The following is a 21,064-nucleotide window of genomic DNA, read 5'->3' as shown; positions in this document are numbered from 1 at the left end:
CCACGTGGTCGTCACGCGGTCACCTCCGTTCCGCTGCCGCTGGTGGTGAAGAGCTCGAAGAGCAGGGAGTGAGCATCGCGGCCGTCGATGACGGCCGCCTTCGGCACGCCGCCGTCGACGGCGTCGAGGCACGCGGTCATCTTGGGGATCATCCCCGCGTCGAGCGACGGCAGCAGCTCGCGCAGCTCGAGGGCGGAGACGGTGGAGATGAGGGAATCACGGTCGGGCCAGTCGCGGTAGAGACCGGGCACGTTGGTCAGGATGACCAGCTTGGCAGCGCGCAGAGCGACGGCGAGCGCGGCGGCCGCGGCATCCGCGTTCACGTTGAGGCTGCGCCCCGGCACGTCGACGTCGAGCGCGATGGACGACACGACGGGGATGCGGCCCGCGTGCAGCTCGGCCATCACGCCCTCCGGGTTGACGCTGACCACGTCGCCGACGAGGCCGAGATCGACGGGCTCGCCGTCGATCAGCGCCTTGCGCACCCGCCCCTCGAAGAGCCGGGCGTCTTCGCCGGAGATGCCGGACGCGAGAGCTCCGTGCAGGTTGATGTGGCCGACGATGTCACGGCTGATCTGGCCCGTGAGCACCATGCGCACGACTTCCATGGCCTCTGGGGTCGTCACCCGGTACCCGCCGCGGAACTCGCTGACGATGCCGAGCCGGTCGAGCATGGCGGAGATCTGCGGGCCGCCGCCGTGCACGACGACAGGACGGATGCCCGCGTAGCGCAGGAAGGCGATGTCGTCGGCGAAGGCCCGCACGAGCTCCTCGTCGACCATGGCGTTGCCGCCGAACTTGATGACGATGGTCTGGCCGTGGAACTTCTTCAGCCAGGGCAGCGCCTCGATCAGCACGGCAGCCTTCGTGCTGTGGTGCTCGATCAACGGGAGCGGTTGCGGCTCGGTGTCGGCGGGGTCGGTCATGCGCGTCCCCCGTCAGCTCGCGTACGCGCTGTTCTCGTGCACGTAATCGTGCGTGAGATCGTTCGTGAGGATGGTCGCCGCGTGATCGCCCGCGTGCAGGTCGATGAGGATCGACGTCGCGCGAGGCGCGAGATCGACGAGGTCGCGCGGCTGGTCGGGCTCCCCCGCCGTGCACACCTGCACGCCGTTGATCGCCACGTCGATGCCGTAGGGGTCGAACTCGGCGTCGGTCGTGCCCACCGCGGCGAGCACCCTGCCCCAGTTGGGATCGTTGCCGAAGATGGCGGCCTTGAAGAGATTGCTGCGGGAGACGGCGCGCGCGACATTCACGGCGTCGTCTTCGGTCGCCGCATGCACGACCTCGATGGCGATGTCGTGGGATGCCCCCTCCGCGTCGCCCTGCAGCTGCAACGCGAGATCGCGGCAGACGTCGGTGAGCGCGAGCGCGAACTCGTCCTCGCCAGGGGTGACGCCGGACGCGCCCGAGGCGAGCAGCACGACGGTGTCGTTCGTCGACATGCAGCCGTCGGAGTCGAGCCGGTCGAACGTGACGCGGGTGGCGGCACGGAGCGCCCGGTCGAGCGCGGCGGAATCGAGCGCGGCGTCCGTCGTGATGACGACGAGCATGGTGGCGAGGCCGGGGGCGAGCATCCCCGCACCCTTGGCCATGCCGCCGATCGAACAGCCGTCGCCGACGACGACCGCCTGCTTGGGGTGCGTGTCGGTGGTCATGATCGCCTCGGCGGCGGCGAGGCCGCCCGCCTCGTCCTCGGAGAGGGCCGCTGAGGCCTGCTCCACCCCGGAGATCAGCGCGGCGCGGTCGAGCTGTTCGCCGATGAGTCCGGTCGAGCAGATGACGACGTCGCCGGCGGAGACGCCGAGCTGCTCCGCCGCGGCCTCTGCGGTGGCGTGCGAGGTCTGGAATCCTTCGGTGCCCGTGTAGCAGTTGGCGCCGCCGGAGTTGAGGACCACGGCGGAGACGATGCCGTCGCTCGCGACCTGCTTGCTCCAGATGACCGGGTTGGCCTGGCAGCGGTTGGAGGTGAACACGGCGGCGGCGTTCTGCAACGGGCCGAGATTGTGCACGACGGCCAGGTCGCGGGCACCCGATGCCTTGAGTCCTGCCGCGACGCCCGATGCGGCGAATCCTGCTGGTGCCGTGATGCTCACGGTGCGACTCCGTTCACGCTGAGGCCGGTATGCTCCGGCAGACCGAGCGCGATGTTCGCGCACTGGATGGCGGCACCCGCGGTGCCCTTGACGAGGTTGTCGACGGCGACGATCGAGACCACGCGATTCGCCGCGGCGTCGACCGCCACGCCGATGAGAGCGGTGTTCGCACCCAGCACGTCGGAGGTGCGCGGGAACTTGCCGGCGGGCAGCACCTGCACGAACCGCTCCCCCGCGTAGGCGTCGTTCCATGCCGCGCGCACCTCGTCGACCGAGACACCGGGCTTCAACGGTGCGCTGACGGTGGCGAGGATGCCCCGCGCCATCGGCACGAGCATCGGCGTGAACGAGATGGCCGGGTTCGGCGCCCCGGCGGCCCGCAGGTTCTGCAGGATCTCGGGAATGTGCCTGTGCGTGCCGCCGACGCCGTATGGCACGGCGTTGCCCAGCAGTTCGGAGGCCAGGTAGGTGGTCTTGAGGCTCTTGCCCGCTCCGCTCGGTCCGACGGCCAGCACCGCGACGATGTCCCTGTCGTCGATGAGGCCGGCCGCCACGCCTGGGGCGATGGCGAGGGAGACGGAGCTCGCGTTGCAGCCGGGTGCGGCGATGCGGGTGGCGCCGGCGAGGGCATCCCGCTGCTTGCCGTCCGTGGTGGGCAGCTCGGGCACGCCGTACGTCCAGGCGCCGGCGTAGTCGCCGGCGTAGAACGCGTTCCAGTCGGCCTCGGAGGTGAGTCGGTGATCGGCGCCGCAGTCGACGACGAGCACGTCGTCGCCGAGCTGGGAGCTGATGGCACCTGACGCTCCGTGCGGCAGCGCCAGGAAGACGACGTCGTGACCGGCAAGGGTCGTGGCATCCGTCTCCTGCAGCGTGAGGTGCGCGAGCGAACGCAGGTGCGGCTGGTGATCGATCAACGGCGTGCCGGCGTTGGAACCGGCGGTGACCGTGCGGATCTCGAAATCGGGGTGGTCGGCCAGAATGCGGAGGATCTCTCCCCCCGCGTAGCCCGAGGCGCCTGCGACGGCGACCGAATAGGACATGTCTTTACCTTAAGAGGAGTGAGCGGACGGTGTCGGCACGGCGACGCCCACAGTGAACCGCACCATCGCGCGGGTCTGTACGCGTCGCCTAGCTTCGGCGAGCGTTCGGAACAGATCGGCGCAGAACCGATCGGCACAGACGTCGGCGCACGGCACGGGTCGAGAAGACCTGTGCGGTGACGGTGCGCCGGGTGCAAGACATGTCGGCCAGCTTAGCGGGCGGGTCGGGGTGGGCGCGAATCGAGCAGGCCGAGCTCCTGCGCCCTCGTCACCGCCCTCGTGCGGTCGTCGACCCCGAGCTTCTCGAACACGTGAACCAGGTGGGTCTTCACCGTGGACTCCGCGATGAAGAGCCGGGCGGCGATCTGCACGTTGCTCGATCCCTCGGCCACCAGAGCCAGCACCTGAGCCTCGCGGTCCGAGAGCCGCACGCCTTCGATCGCCGCATTCCGGGTGCCGCGCACCAGCGCCTCCGCGATCCCCGGCGCGAGCACCGTACGGCCGCGCGCCACGGCGCGCACGGCGGCCACGACCTCGTCGTGCGGTGCGGCCTTCAGCAGGTATCCGCTCGCGCCGGCCTCGATCGCCTGCAGCACGTCGGCGTCGGACTCGAAGGTGGTGAGCACGAGAACCCTGACGACGTCGCCCCGCGCTCGGGCGTCGGCGAGGAGGCGGGCGGTGGCGCCGGCGCCGCCGAGCACGGGCATCCTCAGGTCCATGAGCACGACGTCGGCGCCCACTGTCGCCGCCCGTTCGACAGCCTCTGCCCCGTTCTCCGCCTCGGCGACCACGTCGAGGTCGGTCTCGTCGTCGAGCATCGCGCGGATGCCGCGGCGCACGAGCGGATGATCGTCGGCGATGATGACCCGGATCACGCTGCGCCTCCCTCGTGCGCGGTGCGCACCGATGCCTCGTCGTCGACAGCGTGCTCGACGATGTCGGCCACGGACGGATCGACCGCCGCCGCGCCCGATCCGCTCGGCACGGAGACGGTGAGACGGGCGCCGCCGCCCGGAGCCGGGCGCAGCGCGACGGTGCCGCCGAACATGCGCACACGCTCCCGCATGCCGGCGAGTCCGAAGCCCTCCTCGTCGTCGACGACGCCTGCGACGCCGACACCGTCGTCGACGACCTCGAGCACGACCGTGTCGCCGACCGATCGAAGTGTGGCCGCCGCCGTCGCGGCCCGTGCGTGCTTGCGCACGTTGGCGAGCCCTTCTTGCAGGCAGCGCAGGAGCACCACCTCGTGCTCGCGCTGCGGCACGACGGCGTCGAACTCGATGCTCGCGGCGATTCCGGTCTCGCGGGCGAAGCGCTGCACCACCCGCCGGGCGGCCTCCGCGAGTCCGTCGTCCACCGACGGGGTTGTGGTCTCGGCCACCAGGGAGCGGATCTCGCGCAGGGTCTCGCGGGCGGCATCCTCAATCGTCGCCAACGTGTCGGGCAGCTCACCTGCACCCGTCGGAGCGGATGCCTGTCGCTGGGCCCGTTCCGCCAGCATGACCAGGCCGGTCAGTGACTGCGCCACCGTGTCGTGCATGTCACGGGCGAGACGTTCGCGTTCGCGGGCGGCGCCGGCATCCCGCGCCGACACCGCCGCCTGCTGCTGTGCCTTCTGCACCTCGGACAGCAGTCTCGCCCGCTCCAGTCCCCAATGGGTGATGCGCAGGATCCAGAGCCCGATCGCGACCGCGAACAGGAACGACAGCACCGCAGTGATCGCCGCGGCCGTGGCGCCCGCCGGACCGGCGGCGAGGCCGACGAAGACGCCGAGAGCGAGCAGCACATCCCAGGCGAGCATGCCGAAGAATCCGACGGGGGCGAAGCAGCCGATCAGCGGGTAGGCGATCGCCTGGAGCACGGCGATGTTCGGATCGGCCGCGCAGCCGACCGCCGTGATCACGACCACGACGCCGAGGTAGACCTGCGACGCCACCGGATGCGGACGGCCGATCAGCCACCTGCCGAACACTCCATACGCGACGGCGAACGCGGCCAGCGCCAGCAGCGCACCGAGAGCGTTCTTCGGCATCGCGTGGTCGAATGCCGTGTCGAGCCAGACCAGGAACGCGCAGGCGAGCACGGAGACCGCGACCGCGGCATCCCACCAGAGCCGCTTCTGCATGTTCACGGGTCCACTCTCGCATCGCACCGCGCGCGCGGCGACCCGTGTCGGCCCGTCGCGCCTCGCGTCATCGGTCTTTGTGGATCCAACGAAAGGTGATCCTGCTGATCACGAGTCCGACGACGAGCCAGACCACGAGCGCCACGGCGATGCCGCCGAGCTGCCAGCTGTCGTTCGGCTCGAGCGCGACGAAATCGTCGGGCAGGAACACGCTGCGCATGCCCTGCGCGATCCATTTCAGCGGAAAGAGTCCCGCGATGGTCTGCATCCAGCCGGGGAGCTGGCTGAAGTTCAGGTAGACGCCCGAGATGAACTGCAGGATGAGCACGATCGGCACCACGACGGCGCTCGCGGACCGCCCCGATCGCGGCAGCGCGGAGAGGGCGATGCCGAGCACGGCGGAGGTGACGATGCCGAGCACGAAGATCCACGCGAACGTCAGCCACTTGCTGCCGTCGGTCGGCAGCGCGATGCCGAAGAGCAGCCTCGCGACGGCCAGCAGCAGCACGGCCTGGATGACGGCGGTCACGAAGACCTGCCCGATCTTGCCCGCGAAGTAGGAGATGGGCGACAGCGGCGTGCCGCCCAACCGCTTGAGCGTGCCGTCTGACTTCTCCCGCGCGATGTCGACGGCGAGGTTCTGCACGCCGGAGAGCAGGACGCCCGCCGCCAGCATGCCTGGCAGATAGTAGGCGCCGACACTGATGCCCGGCTCGCCCGGCTTCGCCACGATGTCGCCGGATGCGCTGAATGCCGCCGTGAAGATGCCCAGCATCACCAGCGGGAACAAGAAGGTGAAGAACACGGTGTCGAGCGACCGGAAGTACGCCACGACCTCGTATCGCGTGCGAGCGGCCCCGAGCGCGAGCGTGCTCATGCCGCCACCTCCTCGTCGTCGTCCGCCGCCGATCCGACATGCGCATCTCCCACGAGCCTGAGGTAGATGTCCTCGAGGCTCGGCCTGACGACCTCGAGGTCGTCGGGCTCCGCGCCGAGCCGCGCGACGAGCTCCGCCACGGTGCGACCCGGCTCGGTGGTACGGAGCTCGCGCACCTGCGCTGCGTCGCGCCAGCGCACGAGCGGGATGCGGGCATCCGCTCCGCCGAGCTCGTCGATGGGTGCGATGTCGATCATGCGGCCTCCGGCGATCACGCCGGCGCGGTCGCCGAGCTGTGCCGCCTCGTCGAGATAGTGGGTGGTGAGCAGGATGCTCGTTCCCTCGCGTTTCAGCTCCCGGATGAGGCCCCAGAACTCGCGACGTGCCTCGGGGTCGAAGCCCGTTGTCGGCTCGTCGAGGAAGAGCAGGCGCGGGTTGCCGATGATGCCGAGTGCGACATCCGCGCGCCTGCGCTGCCCGCCGGACAGCTTGGCGATGCGCGTGTTCGCCTTGCCCGTGAGCCCCACCGCGGCGATCGTCTGGTCGACGTCACGCGGGTGCGGGTAGAACCCCGCGAAGTGTCTCAGCTGCTCGGCGACCGTCATGACGGCCGGCTCGCCCGCGGACTGCAGCACGATGCCGAGCTGCGCCTTCCAGGCGAGCGTCGCCCGATGCGGGTCGACGCCGAGCACGCTCACCTCGCCCGAGGTGCGGTCGCGGTAGCCCTCGAGAATCTCGATGGTCGTCGATTTGCCTGCGCCGTTCGGTCCGAGCAGGGCGAAGGTCTCCCCCGTCTCGATGTCGAAGTCGATGTCGTCGATCGCGGTGACGTCGCCGTAGCGCTTGTGCAACCCGCGCACGCTGACCACGGGTGATGATGTGCTCGCCATACGGCAAGACTCCCGCGCCGGGGCGCGGCGTGCCATGGGGCGAGGGATGGATCGGGGCATCCATCGTTCGATGGATGCCCCAGCCCTTCGACTCGCGGCACTCGCTCAGGGAGCGGGACTCGCGGCACTCGCTCAGGGAGTGGGAACGCTCACTCGCGCGCGTGGGCGCCGAAGCGCTCGCCCGCGAGGGCGGCGCCTGCGAGCTTCGCCTCGCTGGCCTCTGCCGCCGTGAGCGTGCGGTCGTCGCCGCGGAAGCGCAGAGCGAACGTGAGGCTCTTGGTGCCCTCCGACACGCCCTGACCGCGGTAGTCGTCGACGATGTGCGCGGCTTCGAGCAGCTCGCCGGCGCCCTCGACGACAGCCGCGAGAACGTCGCCGGCCGGCACCGCGGCGTCCACCACGAGCGAGAGGTCCTGCGTCGCCGCAGGGAACGTCGAGATGGCGGAGACCCGAGCGTCGCCGCCCGCGGCCTCGATCAGCCTGTCGAGGTCGACCTCGAGCACGCCGACCACGCGAGGCAGGTCGGAGGACTCGGCGAGCGCCGGCAGCAGTTCGCCTGCGTAGCCGATGACCTCGCCGTCGAGCACGATCTCGGCGGTGCGACCCGGGTGCAGCGCCTTGTGCGTGCCCTGCCGAACGGCCACCTCGACGCCGAGCGCCGTGGTGAGCGTGCGCAGGGCCACGAGCGCATCAGCGATCCCCGCCGCCACCGCGGCCTGTCCCGGCTGCTTGGTGGTGGAGTCCCCCGTGAAGATCGCGCCTGCCCGGCGCGGCTGCGCAGGGATGCCCGCCTCGAGCTCCGCGATGACCTCCGGTGCCGGCAACGCGGCACCAGCAGGCAGCTCGGCGCTTCCGCTCACAGCGCCGTCAGGGCGGAACACGAGCCCGATCTCGAACAGCGCGAGATCGGTGAGCCCCCTGGAGAGATTGCGCTTGGCGGTGTCGACCAGCCCAGGAAGGAGGGAGGTGCGCATGAAGGGCACCGAGGCATCCAGCGCGTTCGCCAGTCTCACAGCGGGAACCTCGCCGTCGACGGCCGAACCGAACGTGTTGTTCTGCTCGGCCGTCACGAACGGGTAGACGAGCACCTCGGTGAGGCCGCTTGCGGCGAGCGCGGTCGCCGCCTGGCGGCGCAGCTGCTGCGAGCGTGTGAGGCCGCGGCCCGGAGGCGCGACGGGCAGCACGGACGGAATGCGCTCGTAGCCGACGATGCGGGCCACCTCTTCGGCCAGGTCGGCCTTGTCGCCGAGGTCGGGGCGCCAGCTCGGCGGGGTCACGAGCAGCCCGCCGTCGGTCTGCTGCTCGACGATGCCGCCGATCTCGGCGAGCGTGGAGCGCACCTCGTCGTCGGTGAACTCGACGCCGACGAGCGTGCTCACGTAGCCGTGCGGCAGCAGGATCGCCTGCGCGGTCGGCGGTGTGTGCAGGGTGGAGCCGAGGCCGTCGGCGTGGCCGCCGCCGAGCTGCTCGAGGAGCTGCACGACACGGGCCGCCGCGGCGCGGGCGACATCGGGGTCGACGCCGCGCTCGAAACGACGGGATGCCTCGCTGGGCAGCTTGTGCCGCCTCGCGGAGCGCGCGATCGACACCGGGTCGAAGTTCGCGGCCTCGATCAGCACGTCGGTCGTGGTGTCGCTCACCTCGGTGGTGGCGCCGCCCATCACGCCGGCGAGGCCGATCGGCCCCGCCCCGTCGGTGATCAGGAGGTCTTCGGGATCGAGCTTTCGCACCTGAGCGTCGAGCGTCTCGATCGTCTCGCCGGGTTCTGCCCTGCGCACCGTGATGCCGCCGGTGAGTTTGTCCAGGTCATAGGCGTGTGTCGGCTGGCCGAGCTCGACCATCACGTAGTTGGTCACGTCGACGATGAGCGAGATCGAGCGGATGCCCGCCAGCACGAGCCGCGCGATCATCCAGGCCGGCGTCGGCGCGCTCGGGTCGACGCCGCGCACCACGCGCGTGACGAACACGCTCGCGCCGATCTGCCCGCGGATCGGCGCACGGTCGTCGACGACGACCGTGAACCCCTCGCCGTCGGCGGGCTGAACCGCGGCGGCCGGGTCGCGGAATGCCGCACCCGTGGAGTGCGCGTACTCGCGCGCGACGCCGCGGATCGACAGCGCGTAGCCGCGATCGGGGGTGACGTTCACCTCGACCGACGCGTCGTCGAGACCGAGCAGGCCGATGGCATCCGCGCCGACGGGTGCGTCGATGCCGAGCTCTGCGAGGCGCAGGATGCCGTTGTGCTCGTCGCCGAGACCGAGCTCCCGTGCCGAGGCGATCATGCCGTCGGAGACGTGGCCGTACGTCTTGCGCGCGGCGATCGGGAACGGTCCAGGCAGCACGGACCCCGGCAGCGTCACCACGACTTTGTCGCCGGGGAAGAAGTTATGGGCACCGCAGACGATGCCGTGCACAGACTCGCCGCCATCGGCGGCCGTCTCGCCCTCGGGCGCGACGCGCACCTGGCACCAGCGGATGGTCTTGCCATTGGTCTGCGGCTCCTCGACGAAGTCGAGCACCTGACCGACGACGACGGGTCCGGAGATCTCGAAGCGGTGGATCGCCTCCTCTTCGAGTCCGACCTTGACGAGCGCGGCGTGCACGTCTTCCGGCGTGGAGCCGGGGGCGACGTCGACGTACTCGGCGAGCCACGAAAGCGGGATGCGCATGCCCTTAAACCACCATTCCGAACTGCTGGGAGAAGCGAACGTCGCCCTCGACCATGTCGCGCATGTCGTTGAGCCCGTTGCGGAACTGCAGCGTGCGCTCGATGCCCATGCCGAAGGCGAAGCCCGTGTAGACATCCGGATCGATGCCTGCAGAGCGCAGCACGTTGCGGTTCACCATGCCGCAGCCGCCCCACTCGATCCACTGCGGGCCGCCCTTGGCGCCGGGGTGCCAGACATCCATCTCGGCGCTCGGCTCCGTGAACGGGAAGTAGTTGGGACGCAGGCGGATCTTCGCCTCCTCGCCGAACATGGCGCGCGCGAAGTGCTCGAGCGTGCCGCGCAGGTGCGCCATGGTGAGCCCCTTGTCGACGGCGATGCCCTCGACCTGGCTGAACACCGGGGTGTGCGTCGAGTCGAGCTCATCGGTGCGGTACACGCGGCCGGGCGCCACGACGTACACCGGCAGCTCGCGCGACAGCAGCGCGCGCACCTGCACGGGCGAGGTGTGCGTGCGCAGCACGAGGTGCGCCTCGGGCGGCTCCACGAAGAACGTGTCCTGCAGCGCGCGCGCCGGGTGGTCGGCGTCGAAGTTCAACGCGTCGAAGTTGAACCACTCGCTCTCGAGCTCCGGGCCCTCCGCGACCTCCCAGCCCATGCCGACGAAGATGTCGGCGATGCGCTCCTGCAGCAGAGAGAGAGGATGCCTCGCCCCGACCCGCCCCGGCAGCGCCACCTCGGTGACGTCCACGGCTTCCTCCGCCAGCCGACGAGCGTTCTCCGCCTCGGCGAGGACGGTCTCTTTCGCGGCGAACGCCCGGTTGACCTCTCCCCTGGCCTGCCCGACCAGCTTGCCGAACGCGGCCTTCTGGTCGGCGGGAACGTCGCGCAGCGCGGCGTTCAGGCGGGCGAGCTGCGAGTGCTCCGCGGCATGCGCCGTGCGCGCCGCCTTGAGTTCCGCGACGTCGGCGGCGGCATCCACGGCGGCCAGGGCCGCCTCGACCGCCTGCCGCACCGCGGATTCGGTGATCTCGATGGGTTCTGGCACGAGCACCAAGTCTACGGGAGCCCCGTGCCGCGGCCCGACGGCGATGAGAAGACGATGGAGCTGCGGGGCACGGCCTTCGCGGTCAGTGGCCGACGCCCGGCAATGCCCCGACCAAGACGGACTCCACCACCTCGTCGACGGCGGATTCGTCGGGCAGACCGCCCAGCTCACCGGCGAACAGCAGGTGCGACGTACCCGTGAGCGTCACCGCGATGGTGCGCGGGTCGGCGGTCGCGGCGAGGCGACCCTGTCTCTTCTCGACTTCCAGATAGTCGGCGAGCAGCTCGACGATCTCTGCGAGATAGGGAATGCCGCCGGCGGCCGTGCCGCGAAGCCGCCGGCGCACCTCGTCCCTGCCGATCACGAGACTCACGACGGCCAGCCCGAGCGCATCGAAGGCGCCCGTCAGGGCGAACCGGGTGTTCGCCACCACGGTCAGGGTGCCGACGCGGCGCTCCAGCTCGTGGGCGATCACAGACAGTCCACGAAGATGTGCACCGACCAGCTCGACGAGAAAATCGTCGAAGTCGACGAAGTGCCGATGCAGCACGCCCTTGGCGACACCGAGCTCCTCGGTCACGGCACGACTGGTCAACGCGCCGGGCCCGTCGCGCAGCATCACCCGATCGGCTGCGGCGAAGAGCTGCTCACGGGGATCCTGCAGGGCGACACCGGTCGGCACGCCGTCCCCCTTCGTCGTTCGGCCGTGCGGAGCGGTCCTTGAGAGTGACCGCGTGCCCACTTAGAGTGGGCGCATGGTCACTTTATCGGAAGACGGGGCGCCGCAGAACTCCGCCGACGGACGCGACTTCGCCGAGTCATCCCACCGCCGCCGCGAGATCGCGGAGTCGTTCGGCACGGATGCCGCCGCCTACGATCGCGGTCGGCCCCGCTATCCCGAGCAGCTCGTCGAGCACGTGCTCGACGCGATCGGGCGCGATGGTGCAGGCATCGACATCCTCGACGTCGGCATGGGCACCGGCATCTCGGCACTGCCGTTCCGCGATCGCGGGGCGACAGTGCTCGGCGTCGAGGTGGACGAGAGGATGGCCACGCTCGCCCGCGATCGCGGCTTCACCGTCGAGATCGCGCCGTTCGAGCGCTGGGATGCCGCGGGCCGCACCTTCGATCTGGTCGTCTCCGGCCAGGCCTGGCACTGGATCGACCCCGCGGCGGGCGCGCACGAGGCGGCATCGGTGCTGCGTGACGGCGGAGCGATCGCCCTGTTCTGGAACATCATGCGAGTGCCTGACGCCCTTCGCGAGGTCACGCACGCAGCGCTTGCGGCGGCGATCCCCGGCCTGCCGCCCGCGGCTGCCGCAGCCTCCGACGATGACCCGTTCGGCGGGCAGGCTGCGAAGGCGGCCGACGGCATCCGCGCCTCCGGCCGATTCACCGAGCCCGGCTTCTGGCGCCACGACTGGCGGCGCCGGTACACGCGTGCCGAGTGGCTCGACGCGTTCCCCACGTCGGGTGGCGTCAACCGGCTGCCGAAAGAGCAGCTCTCACCGCTGCTGGCCAGGGTCGGCGCCGCCATCGATGCCATGGGCGGCTCCTTCACGATGGACTACGTCACCGTTGCCGTGATCGCGAAGCGCGCTTGACCGTCTGTTGTGGCCGTGCAGTGCTGTCAGGCGCGCTGCGCGAATGCCGACTCGTAGAGGCAGACGGATGCCGCGGTCGCCAGATTCATCGACTCCGCGTGACCGTAGATCGGCACCGTGATCACCCGATCCACGAGGGCCACGGCCTCGTCGGAGAGCCCGTGCGCCTCATTGCCGAACACCCATGCCGTAGGCTCGGCGAGCTCCCCGCTCACCCGCGCCACCAGCAGATCGTCCCCCGCCATGTCCGCGGCGATCACGTGCAGCCCTGCCGCCTTCGCCCGCCCCAGCACGTCCCCGATCCCGGAGCCGACGGCCACCGGCAGGTGGAACAGCGAGCCGGTCGTCGAGCGCACGACCTTGGGGTTGTACAGATCAACCGTGTGACCGGAGAACACGACGGCATCCGCTCCCGCGGAGTCGGCGGCACGGATGATCGTTCCCGCGTTTCCCGGATCGCGCACCTCCTCGAGCACCGCGATCAGCTTCGGCTGCACGGCGAACACGTCGTCAAGCGACGAGGTGAACATGCGGCACACCGCGACGAAGCCCTGCGGCGTGACCGTGTCGGCCATGGCATCCAGCACCTGGTCGGTCACGAACTCGGTCTCGATGCCGGCATGACGGGCAAGCACCGCGACATCGTCGTGCTTGTGGAACGCGTGCGTCGTGGCGAAGAGGTCGACCACGAGCTCGGGACGCCAGGTCAACGCCTCACGCGCCGCCTGAGGGCCCTCGAGAAGAAAGTAACCCGTGTCGGCACGAGCGGACTTCTTGGCCAGCTTGGCGACAGCACGGACCCTTGGTGACCGGGGGTTGTCGAGCACGGGTTCAGTCTAGGGGCGGAACGGGGTGCTCAGGGCGGTCGCGGGATCGGCGGGCGGCGGTCTGATAGCGGTCGCGGGACCGGAGCGGATCGGCAGGCTCATGGCGGTCGCGGGACCGGAGGGAATCGGGTCCTCGGGGACATGCCCCCGCCGCGCTGCGCACGGCTCCCGCCAGACCTGCGCGCTGGAGCTAGGAGCGGAGGCCATTTCTGGCCTCCGCCGCGACGCCAGCGCCGCCAGCCGTCTCGGCTGGCGGACCTGCAGCCCCGAGGACCCGATTCCCTCCGGTCACGCTCTGTTGCGCGGTGTATGGCGCCCTGGGCACGGTGAAGGGTGGGGGAAAAGCGGAACGGCCCGGTCCTTGATGGACCGGGCCGTGCTGTGGTGCTTTGTGGTGCAGGCTTACGCGGCGTCTGCCTTCGGGGCGGACGTGTCGGCCGGGAGTGCCTTCTTCGCGGTCTCGACCAGCGACGCGAACGTGGCGGGCTCGTTCACGGCGAGCTCGGCCAGGATGCGACGGTCCACCTCGATGCCGGCCAGGTTCAGACCCTGGATGAAGCGGTTGTAGGTGAGGCCGTTCTGACGGCTCGCGGCGTTGATGCGCTGGATCCACAGGCGACGGAAGTCGCCCTTGCGGGCACGGCGGTCACGGTAGCTGTAGACCAGCGAGTGGGTGACCTGCTCCTTGGCCTTGCGGTAGAGACGCGACCGCTGGCCGCGGTAACCCTCGGCGCGCTCGAGGATGACCCGACGCTTCTTGTGGGCGTTGACGGCCCTCTTCACTCTTGCCATTGCTCAAATTCCTTTATGCGTCGTGTCGGCTTACTTGCCGAGAAGCTTCTTGGCGACCTTGGCGTCGACGTTCGGCAGCACCTGGTCCTGGTTCAGACGGCGCGTGCGACGGCTCGTCTTGAGCTCCAGGTGGTGACGCATGCCGGCCTGCTGCTTCATGACCTTGCCGCTGCCGGTGACCTTGAAACGCTTCTTGGCCCCGGAGTGGGTCTTCTGCTTGGGCATTATTTCTCCTCATCGGTGGCGGAGGGGGTTTCCGCCTCGGTGGCCTGCTCGCCGGAACGCTGCTGCTGGGAGCGCGCTCGGTTCGCGGCACGTTGTGCGTTGGCCTCGGCCTTGGCCTCCGACTTGTTCTTCAGGGGGCCGATGACCATGACCATGTTGCGACCGTCGATGGTCGGATTCGATTCCACGGAACCGAACTCCGCCACATCTTCGGCGAACCTCTGCAGCAAGCGCACACCCTGCTCGGGGCGGGACTGCTCGCGTCCGCGGAACAGGATCATGGCTTTGACCTTGTCCCCGGCCTTGAGGAACCCCTCGGCGCGCTTGCGCTTGGTCTCGTAGTCGTGTTTGTCGATCTTGAGGCGGAACCGCACCTCTTTCAGCACGGTGTTCGCCTGGTTGCGCCTGGCCTCTTTGGCCTTCTGCGCAGCCTCGTACTTGTACTTGCCGTAGTCCATGATCTTGGCCACGGGAGGCTTCGAGTTCGGAGCCACCTCGACGAGGTCCATGTCGGACTCCTGCGCGAGACGCAGCGCGACGTCGATCTTGACGACGCCGATCTGCTCTCCGCCTGGTCCGACGAGGCGAACCTCGGGCACGCGGATACGGTCATTGGTACGGGGATCGCTGATGCGTGTCTCCTCTGATCGAACGTTGCTGTTGACGTGGCCATCCCGGAACGTCGTCCCGGAATGGCCGGCAGAGGTCTCACACTCGTGCGATCCGTGTTTGCGCACGGCCGCGCATCCCACACCCTTTGCGTCAACCTCGGCGACTTTCGTCGCGTCGGCGGAGTGTGTAACGACCCGGTAACCTGGTGAAGCGGTCAAGCGCGGGTGGGAGAGTCTCCACTTTGCGTTTCGGGGCATGGTGCTCCGAAAGCCCAACAGAGTCTAACAGACATCTGTGCACGACCTCGAATCGGCCGCCACCATCACCGACCCGATCCCCCGTAGAGGCAGCATGTCAGAGCAGCACGTCCACCGTTTCGACGACCAGGATGCCGAGGCGACCGTCGCCGACGCCACTCGCGACATCGCCGACGTGCCCGCCGTCGAGGTGATCACGACCACCTCGGTGCACCTGATGAGCGCCGCCGCCGTGAAGTGCGGACTCGCCGACGACCCGGCGACGCAGACCGACCTCGACGAGGCCCGCAAGCTGATCGACGCCCTCGCCGGTCTCGTGACCGCCAGCGCTCAGCACATCGGCGACCAGCATGCCCGCAGCCTGCGCGACGGTCTGCGCAGCCTGCAGCTCGCCTTCCGCGAGGCATCCGCCATTCCCGACGAGCCGGGCAAGGGGCCAGGCGAGAGGTACACCGGGCCGGTCAGCTGAGCGATCGACGAGCAGTCTGCCGCGTCAGGCTGCCGTGATCTTCACCGTCATCGAGTCGACGCGCTCGGCGACGACGGCCGACTCCCCCAGCGCGCGCTGACGCGCTGCACCAGGTCGCGCAGCGCGCCCGCGTCCAAGCCCACGACGATCGAGAGCGTGACCTCGACCTCCGCCGCCGCGAGGCGAGCGTGCGGGTCCCCCGCGCGAAGCTCGATGCCGGCGACGGCGGTCTCCTCGGCGATGGATGCGCGGAACGCCCCGACCACCTCAGCATCGCTCCACGGCTCACACCAATCCGCGCCGGTCGCCAAGGCAGTCACCATCGGGCGGCGCAGCACGAACTCCGTGAGGCTCGTCGGATCGATGACGATCAGCTGCGTCTCTTCGCTCGCTGCGGCCAGCGCGACCCGCGGACCCGCGGCGGGCACCGGCCTTGCCTTCGAGTTCCAGGCCGACAGCGTCGCCACCGAGGTGAACGCAGGCAGCACGGCACGACCGTCGGGGGCGCCGACCGTCGCGATCGACAGCTCCTGCGTCTTGTCGACGAGGTGCCCGTCCGCCGCCTCGCCGAGCTCACCCGCGTGAGCGAGCAGCGGAACGAGCAGCCGCGCGGCGCGGAACGCTTCGAGCACGGCCCGCTGACTGCCGTGTCCTGCGTCGAAGGCGATCAGTGCGGCGAGCAGCGCAGGGTCGGCCGAGCCGTCGTCGGTCGACGCCGGAGCGGAATCGAACGTACGGCCCGCCCACGGCAGTCCCGCCGAATCGGCCTTGTCGGTCGATCCGAAGAGGTGGCGCGAGCCGTCAGTGTCCGGCAACGTCCAACGCCTCCGCGAGCGTGAACGCGCCGGAGTACAGGGCCTTGCCCACGATCGCACCCTCCACGCCTTCCGGCACCAGCTCGCGCAGCGCGGCGATGTCGTCGAGGTTCGAGACACCGCCGGAGGCGACGACGGGGCGGTCGGTGCGATCGGTCATCTGCTTCAGCAACTCGAGGTTGGGGCCTCGCAGAGTACCGTCTTTCGTCACATCGGTCACCACGTAACGCGCGCAGCCGGCATCCTCGAGTCGGGCGAGCACCTCCCACAGGTCACCGCCCTCGCGGGTCCAGCCACGAGCGGCGAGCGTCGTGCCGCGCACATCGAGGCCGACGGCGATGGCCTCGCCGAAACGTGAGATGACGTCGGCGGCCCACTGCGGATTCTCCAGCGCCGCCGTGCCGAGATTCACACGCTTGGCGCCGAGATCGAGGGCGCGCTCGAGCGACTCGTCGTCGCGGATGCCGCCCGACAGCTCGATCTGCACGTCGCGCCTGGAATGCATCACGGCCTTGAGCACGTCCCGATTGTCTCCGCGGCCGAACGCGGCATCCAGGTCGACGAGGTGGATCCACTCCGCACCCTGCTCCGCCCACTCCGCCGCCGCGGCGACGGGGTCGCCGTAGCTCGTCTCGCTGCCGGCCTCCCCCTGCGTCAGTCGCACGGCCTTGCCGTCGGCGATGTCGACGGCGGGAAGCAGCTGCAGGCGGGGGGTGTCGCTGATGGGGCTCATCGGTGGCGGTTCCTCAGGGTGAAGCGGATGGGAAGAAGGTCTGCCGCGCTAGCGCGCAGCGGACGCGGTCGGCGCGGCTGCTCCTGAGCTGCGCACGGGAAGGCTCCGCACCCAGTTGCTCAGCAGACGCATGCCCGCAGCGCCGGACTTCTCGGGGTGGAACTGCGTGGCGGTGAGGGGGCCGTTCTCCACGGCAGCGAGGAACGGGCCGCCGTAGTCGGCCCAGGTGAGCTTGGCCGCGGCGAACGGGCCGGTGGGCTCGAGCTCCCAGTTCTGCGCCGCGAACGAGTGCACGAAGTAGAAACGCTCGCCGCGCACGCCCTCGAAGAGCACGGAGTCGGCCGGGGCATCCACCGTGTTCCAACCCATGTGCGGCAGTACCTCGGCCTTCAGCGGCTCGACCACGCCCGGCCACTCGCCGAGTCCCTCTGCGTGGTGGCCGTGCTCGACACCGCGCTCGAAGAGCACCTGCATGCCGACGCAGATGCCGAGCACCGGACGTCCGCCCGCGAGCCGCCGGTCGACGATCTCGGCACCGCGCACGGCGTTCAGCTGGTCGACGACAGCTTTGAAGGCGCCGACGCCCGGCACGACGAGACCGTCGGCATCCATGGCCGCCTGTCTGTCGGAGGTAAGGAGCACGTCGGCCCCCACCGCCTCGAGCGCCTTCGCCGCGGAGTGCACATTGCCCGAGCCGTAGTCGAGCACGACGACACGCGGCTTCGCTGCGGCGGTCGCCTCGTCGTCGGCGCGCGAGGCCGCTTCGGCGCCGTCCCCGCTCACAGCGCGCCCTTGGTCGACGGGATGCCGGTGACGAGCGGGTCGAGCGCCTTCGCCTGGCGGAACGCCCTGGCGAACGCCTTGAACTCGGCCTCGGCGATGTGGTGCGGGTCGCGCCCGCCCAGCACGCGCACGTGCACCGTGAGAGCGGCGTTGAACGCGATCGCCTCGAAGACGTGACGCACCATCGATCCGGTGAAGTGTCCACCGATCAAGTGGTGTTCGAAGCCGGCCGGCTCACCGGTGTGCACGAGGTACGGGCGGCCGGAGATGTCGACGACGGCCTGCACGAGCGCCTCGTCGAGGGGCACCGTCGCGTCACCGTAGCGGGAGATGCCGGATTTGTCGCCAAGGGCATCTCTGATCGCCTGGCCGAGAACAATGCCGACATCCTCGACGGTGTGGTGCACGTCGATCTCGATGTCGCCCTTGGCCCGCACCGTCAGATCGGTGAGCGAGTGCTTGGCGAACGCCGTGAGCAGGTGGTCGTAGAACGGCACCGTGGTGTGGATGCTGCTGGCCCCCGTGCCATCCAGGTCGAGCGACAGCTCGATGCTCGACTCGCTGGTCTCGCGGCGGATGCTCGCGGTGCGGCTGCTCATGTCCTCAACCCTACCGGCGGCCCGACGCCGCCAACTCGGCCATCGCATCGAGGAACACCGTGGTCTCGGCCTCCGTGCCAGCGCTCACCCGCAGGTGATTCGCGATGCCGACGTCACGCACGAGGATGCCCCGCTCCCGCAACGCGAGGAACGTCGCGTGCGGGTCGCTCACGCCCCCGAACAGCACGAAGTTGCTGCCAGACGCGTGCACGTCGTAGCCCAGCTCGCCGAGCCGTTCGCTGATGCGGTCGCGCTGCGCCACGATGTCGTGCACGGTGGCGAGCATCTCGTCGGAGTGCCGCAGGGCGGCGATCGCGGCCGCCTGCGTCAGAACGGAGAGGTGGTACGGCAGGCGCACGAGCCGAAGCGCGTCCGCGACGGCCGGATCCGCGGCGAGATAGCCCAGGCGTACCCCGGCGAAGGCGAAGGCCTTGCTCATGGTGCGCGAGACGATGAGGCGCTCCCGGCCGGGCAGCAGGGTGATCGCGCTCGGAGCATCCTCGGGCATGAACTCGTGGTACGCCTCGTCGACGATCACGACGCCCTGCGACGCGTCGTACACCGCCTCGACGACATCGAGTCCGAGCGGCGTTCCCGTCGGGTTGTTCGGCGCGCAGAGGATGACGACATCGGGCCGGTGTTCGCGCACCACCCGTGCTGCGTGCTCCGGCGTGACGACGAAGTCGGGACCGCGATCCGCCGCGATCCAGGCCGTGCCCGTGCCCGAGGCGAGCAGCGGGTACATGGAATAGGTGGGCGCGAAGCCGAGCGCGGAACGCCCAGGACCGCCGAACGCCTGCAGAATCTGCTGCAACACCTCGTTGGAGCCGTTGGCCGCCCAGATGTTCGAAGCGTCCAGCCCATGACCGAGATAGCCGGCGAGAGATGCACGCAACTCGCCGAACTCGCGGTCGGGGTACCGGTTCGCACCCCTCAGTGCAACGGCGACGGACTGCACGATGTCGGCCACCACGTCATCGGGAATCGGATGCGTGTTCTCGTTCACGTTCAGCGCCACGGGCACGGGAGCCTGTGGCGCACCGTACGGCGACTTGCCGCGAAGATCGTCGCGGATCGGAAGATCGGAGAACGAGGTCACCCGACAATGCTAGGGGTCGAAGAGGCCCCGATCTCTCAGTGGCCGGCCCCGTCGTACTGGTGGGGAATCGCCAGCTGCTCCCCCGCCTGCACCATGCTCGACGAGAGCCCGTTGAGATCGACGATGGCGCTGACGACGTCACGCGGATCGGAACCGGGTGCGACACGTTCGGCGATGCTCCAGAGCGAGTCGCCCGACTGTACGGTCACATGCCGGAACGTGACGGACGATGTGCCGTCGACGCCGGCGATCGCCGCACTGTTCGCCGCGAACATCGCGCCCCCGATCATGAGAGGGAGCACGAGCAGGACGGCCAGGACCACGCGACCGCGACGAGTCAGCCTGGTTCGCACACGAGGCTGCTGCGCCGAGATGCGGTGCTGGGTCAGTGCGATGGTCGTCATGGCCCTCTCCCCTCAGATTCGAAGTGATATTCCGAATCTATCTTCGATTCCTGTCGATTTCAACCGTATTTTCGAATTTCGGCTCTGCGAGTCATCAACACGCTCGAACAGATCCGTCGATCATGTGCGAAACCCCGATAGAGTTTCGATCGTCACCACGACAGAGCACCACACACCACCGACATTCGTTCCGACGTGTCGAGCCGGGCGGCTCGATGAACTTTCGAAACCTCTGCCGCAGACGCACCGACCACGGCGAAAGCGACCGGCGACCACCGGCCGGCGCCATCGATGAGAGGACCAGTACGTTGACCGAGTCCGACACCGCGGGAACCGCGGCATCTCCCGCCCGCGCCAAGCGCGGCGCCGCCGAGAAGCCCCGGACCAGGCGACGCAAGAGCCTCAGTGAGAAGCAGCGCTCCATCCTCGAGGTCATCCAGCGCTCGGTGAGCCAGCGCGGGTATCCGCCGAGCATGCGCGAGATCGGCGACGCGGTGGGCCTGGCGTCGCTGTCCAGCGTGGCGCACCAGCTCAACCAGCTCGAGCTCAGCGGCTACCTTCGCCGCGACCCCAATCGCCCCCGAGCGCTCGAAGTGCTGATCGATCTGCCGGAGAGCGCGGGACGCGCGGATGCCACGAGCGACTACGAGGCATCCATTCCGGTCGGCGACGCCACCATGGTGCCCATGGTCGGACGCATCGCCGCCGGTGTGCCCATCACCGCAGAGCAGCAGGTGGAGGAGGTCTTCCCGCTCCCCCGCCAGCTCGTGGGCAACGGCGACCTCTTCATGCTGAAGGTGCAGGGCGAGTCGATGATCGACGCCGCGATCTGCGACGGCGACTGGGTGGTCGTTCGGCAGCAGAACGACGCGGAGAACGGAGACATCGTCGCGGCCATGCTCGACGGCGAGGCCACGGTCAAGGTCTTCCGCCAGCGGGACGGACACACGTGGCTGCTCCCCCGCAACTCGGCGTTCGAGCCCATCCTGGGCGATTTCGCGACCGTCGTCGGCAAGGTCGTGGCGGTGCTGCGCGCGGTCTGAGAGCCCCGGGTGCCGAGTCGGGATTGATCAAGCACACCATGACGAAGGGCCCCGCTCCGA

Annotated in this window: 23 protein-coding genes; 3 read left to right on the top strand and 20 right to left on the bottom strand. The window is 69.6% G+C overall.

Features of this window, described 5'->3' with window-relative positions; translation table 11 throughout:
* Positions 1 to 11 precede the first annotated feature (11 nt).
* From argB to FPZ11_RS00790, 10 genes are all read right to left on the bottom strand, one after another.
* On the bottom strand, positions 12 to 926 hold the full coding sequence (gene argB, locus FPZ11_RS00835; protein ID WP_146317568.1) for an acetylglutamate kinase: 915 nt from the start codon (positions 924 to 926) through the stop codon (positions 12 to 14).
* Positions 927 to 938: 12 nt separating this feature from the next.
* Positions 939 to 2,096, bottom strand: a complete 1,158-nt coding sequence (gene argJ, locus FPZ11_RS00830) for a bifunctional glutamate N-acetyltransferase/amino-acid acetyltransferase ArgJ (RefSeq protein WP_146317566.1) — start codon at positions 2,094 to 2,096, stop codon at positions 939 to 941.
* Positions 2,093 to 3,136: an N-acetyl-gamma-glutamyl-phosphate reductase gene (argC, locus tag FPZ11_RS00825; RefSeq protein ID WP_146317565.1), complete on the bottom strand. Its 1,044-nt coding sequence runs from the start codon at positions 3,134 to 3,136 to the stop codon at positions 2,093 to 2,095. Before argC ends, argJ begins: the two co-directional genes overlap by 4 nt.
* A gap of 212 nt (positions 3,137 to 3,348) precedes the next feature.
* A complete protein-coding gene (locus tag FPZ11_RS00820) occupies positions 3,349 to 4,011 on the bottom strand; it encodes a response regulator transcription factor (protein WP_146317562.1) in 663 nt (220 codons plus the stop codon).
* On the bottom strand, positions 4,008 to 5,261 hold the full coding sequence (locus FPZ11_RS00815) for a sensor histidine kinase (RefSeq protein ID WP_246846711.1): 1,254 nt from the start codon (positions 5,259 to 5,261) through the stop codon (positions 4,008 to 4,010). Before FPZ11_RS00815 ends, FPZ11_RS00820 begins: the two co-directional genes overlap by 4 nt.
* A 67-nt stretch (positions 5,262 to 5,328) precedes the next feature.
* Positions 5,329 to 6,138, bottom strand: a complete 810-nt coding sequence (locus FPZ11_RS00810) for an ABC transporter permease (protein WP_146317558.1) — start codon at positions 6,136 to 6,138, stop codon at positions 5,329 to 5,331.
* On the bottom strand, positions 6,135 to 7,028 hold the full coding sequence (locus tag FPZ11_RS00805) for an ABC transporter ATP-binding protein (protein ID WP_146317553.1): 894 nt from the start codon (positions 7,026 to 7,028) through the stop codon (positions 6,135 to 6,137). Before FPZ11_RS00805 ends, FPZ11_RS00810 begins: the two co-directional genes overlap by 4 nt.
* Before the next feature lie 149 nt (positions 7,029 to 7,177).
* The gene (gene pheT / locus FPZ11_RS00800) at positions 7,178 to 9,697 is read right to left on the bottom strand and encodes a phenylalanine--tRNA ligase subunit beta (protein WP_146317551.1); all 2,520 of its coding nucleotides are present in this window, start codon (positions 9,695 to 9,697) and stop codon (positions 7,178 to 7,180) included.
* A gap of 4 nt (positions 9,698 to 9,701) precedes the next feature.
* Positions 9,702 to 10,742 carry a phenylalanine--tRNA ligase subunit alpha gene (gene pheS / locus FPZ11_RS00795; protein WP_146317549.1) on the bottom strand — a complete coding sequence of 347 codons (1,041 nt, stop codon included), beginning with the start codon at positions 10,740 to 10,742 and terminating at the stop codon, positions 9,702 to 9,704.
* 82 nt (positions 10,743 to 10,824) lie between these two features.
* Entirely contained in the window at positions 10,825 to 11,424 is a 600-nt protein-coding gene (locus FPZ11_RS00790; protein WP_146317547.1) for a TetR/AcrR family transcriptional regulator, read from the bottom strand.
* A gap of 73 nt (positions 11,425 to 11,497) precedes the next feature.
* Here FPZ11_RS00790 and FPZ11_RS00785 point away from each other — a divergent pair, with 73 nt between their 5' ends.
* Positions 11,498 to 12,346 (top strand): class I SAM-dependent methyltransferase, encoded by an 849-nt coding sequence (locus tag FPZ11_RS00785; protein ID WP_146317545.1) that lies wholly within the window; start codon positions 11,498 to 11,500, stop codon positions 12,344 to 12,346.
* 26 nt (positions 12,347 to 12,372) lie between these two features.
* Here the strand turns inward: FPZ11_RS00785 and FPZ11_RS00780 are convergent, their stop codons facing one another.
* The 4 genes from FPZ11_RS00780 to infC form a co-directional block, all read right to left on the bottom strand.
* Entirely contained in the window at positions 12,373 to 13,173 is an 801-nt protein-coding gene (locus FPZ11_RS00780; protein ID WP_146317543.1) for a TrmH family RNA methyltransferase, read from the bottom strand.
* Positions 13,174 to 13,575: 402 nt separating this feature from the next.
* Positions 13,576 to 13,965 carry a 50S ribosomal protein L20 gene (gene rplT / locus FPZ11_RS00775; RefSeq protein WP_146317541.1) on the bottom strand — a complete coding sequence of 130 codons (390 nt, stop codon included), beginning with the start codon at positions 13,963 to 13,965 and terminating at the stop codon, positions 13,576 to 13,578.
* Positions 13,966 to 13,995: 30 nt separating this feature from the next.
* On the bottom strand, positions 13,996 to 14,190 hold the full coding sequence (gene rpmI / locus FPZ11_RS00770) for a 50S ribosomal protein L35 (RefSeq protein ID WP_146317539.1): 195 nt from the start codon (positions 14,188 to 14,190) through the stop codon (positions 13,996 to 13,998).
* Entirely contained in the window at positions 14,190 to 14,789 is a 600-nt protein-coding gene (gene infC, locus FPZ11_RS00765; protein ID WP_246846436.1) for a translation initiation factor IF-3, read from the bottom strand. The genes rpmI and infC overlap by 1 nt, the downstream gene beginning before the upstream one ends.
* A gap of 364 nt (positions 14,790 to 15,153) precedes the next feature.
* Here infC and FPZ11_RS00760 point away from each other — a divergent pair, with 364 nt between their 5' ends.
* On the top strand, positions 15,154 to 15,528 hold the full coding sequence (locus tag FPZ11_RS00760; RefSeq protein ID WP_146317537.1) for a DUF1844 domain-containing protein: 375 nt from the start codon (positions 15,154 to 15,156) through the stop codon (positions 15,526 to 15,528).
* Positions 15,529 to 15,575: 47 nt separating this feature from the next.
* Here the strand turns inward: FPZ11_RS00760 and FPZ11_RS00755 are convergent, their stop codons facing one another.
* The 6 genes from FPZ11_RS00755 to FPZ11_RS00730 are packed head-to-tail and all read right to left on the bottom strand — an operon-like array spanning position 15,576 to position 19,961.
* Positions 15,576 to 16,343: an SseB family protein gene (locus FPZ11_RS00755; protein WP_367889421.1), complete on the bottom strand. Its 768-nt coding sequence runs from the start codon at positions 16,341 to 16,343 to the stop codon at positions 15,576 to 15,578.
* Entirely contained in the window at positions 16,330 to 17,076 is a 747-nt protein-coding gene (priA, locus tag FPZ11_RS00750; RefSeq protein ID WP_146317535.1) for a bifunctional 1-(5-phosphoribosyl)-5-((5-phosphoribosylamino)methylideneamino)imidazole-4-carboxamide isomerase/phosphoribosylanthranilate isomerase PriA, read from the bottom strand. The genes FPZ11_RS00755 and priA overlap by 14 nt, the downstream gene beginning before the upstream one ends.
* A 48-nt stretch (positions 17,077 to 17,124) precedes the next feature.
* Positions 17,125 to 17,859, bottom strand: a complete 735-nt coding sequence (gene hisH, locus FPZ11_RS00745) for an imidazole glycerol phosphate synthase subunit HisH (RefSeq protein WP_146317533.1) — start codon at positions 17,857 to 17,859, stop codon at positions 17,125 to 17,127.
* On the bottom strand, positions 17,856 to 18,458 hold the full coding sequence (hisB, locus tag FPZ11_RS00740; RefSeq protein ID WP_146317531.1) for an imidazoleglycerol-phosphate dehydratase HisB: 603 nt from the start codon (positions 18,456 to 18,458) through the stop codon (positions 17,856 to 17,858). The genes hisH and hisB overlap by 4 nt, the downstream gene beginning before the upstream one ends.
* Positions 18,459 to 18,468: 10 nt before the next feature.
* Positions 18,469 to 19,557 (bottom strand): histidinol-phosphate transaminase, encoded by a 1,089-nt coding sequence (locus FPZ11_RS00735; protein ID WP_146317529.1) that lies wholly within the window; start codon positions 19,555 to 19,557, stop codon positions 18,469 to 18,471.
* 35 nt (positions 19,558 to 19,592) lie between these two features.
* A complete protein-coding gene (locus FPZ11_RS00730; RefSeq protein ID WP_146317527.1) occupies positions 19,593 to 19,961 on the bottom strand; it encodes a LysM peptidoglycan-binding domain-containing protein in 369 nt (122 codons plus the stop codon).
* A gap of 308 nt (positions 19,962 to 20,269) precedes the next feature.
* Between FPZ11_RS00730 and lexA the strand changes: the two genes are divergently transcribed.
* Positions 20,270 to 21,004 (top strand): transcriptional repressor LexA, encoded by a 735-nt coding sequence (gene lexA, locus FPZ11_RS00725; RefSeq protein ID WP_437438610.1) that lies wholly within the window; start codon positions 20,270 to 20,272, stop codon positions 21,002 to 21,004.
* The last annotated feature ends 60 nt before the right edge of the window (positions 21,005 to 21,064 follow it).

The organism is Humibacter ginsenosidimutans, assembly GCF_007859675.1.
GTDB lineage: Bacteria > Actinomycetota > Actinomycetes > Actinomycetales > Microbacteriaceae > Humibacter > Humibacter ginsenosidimutans.
This window is presented reverse-complemented; position numbering and strand designations above follow the sequence as displayed.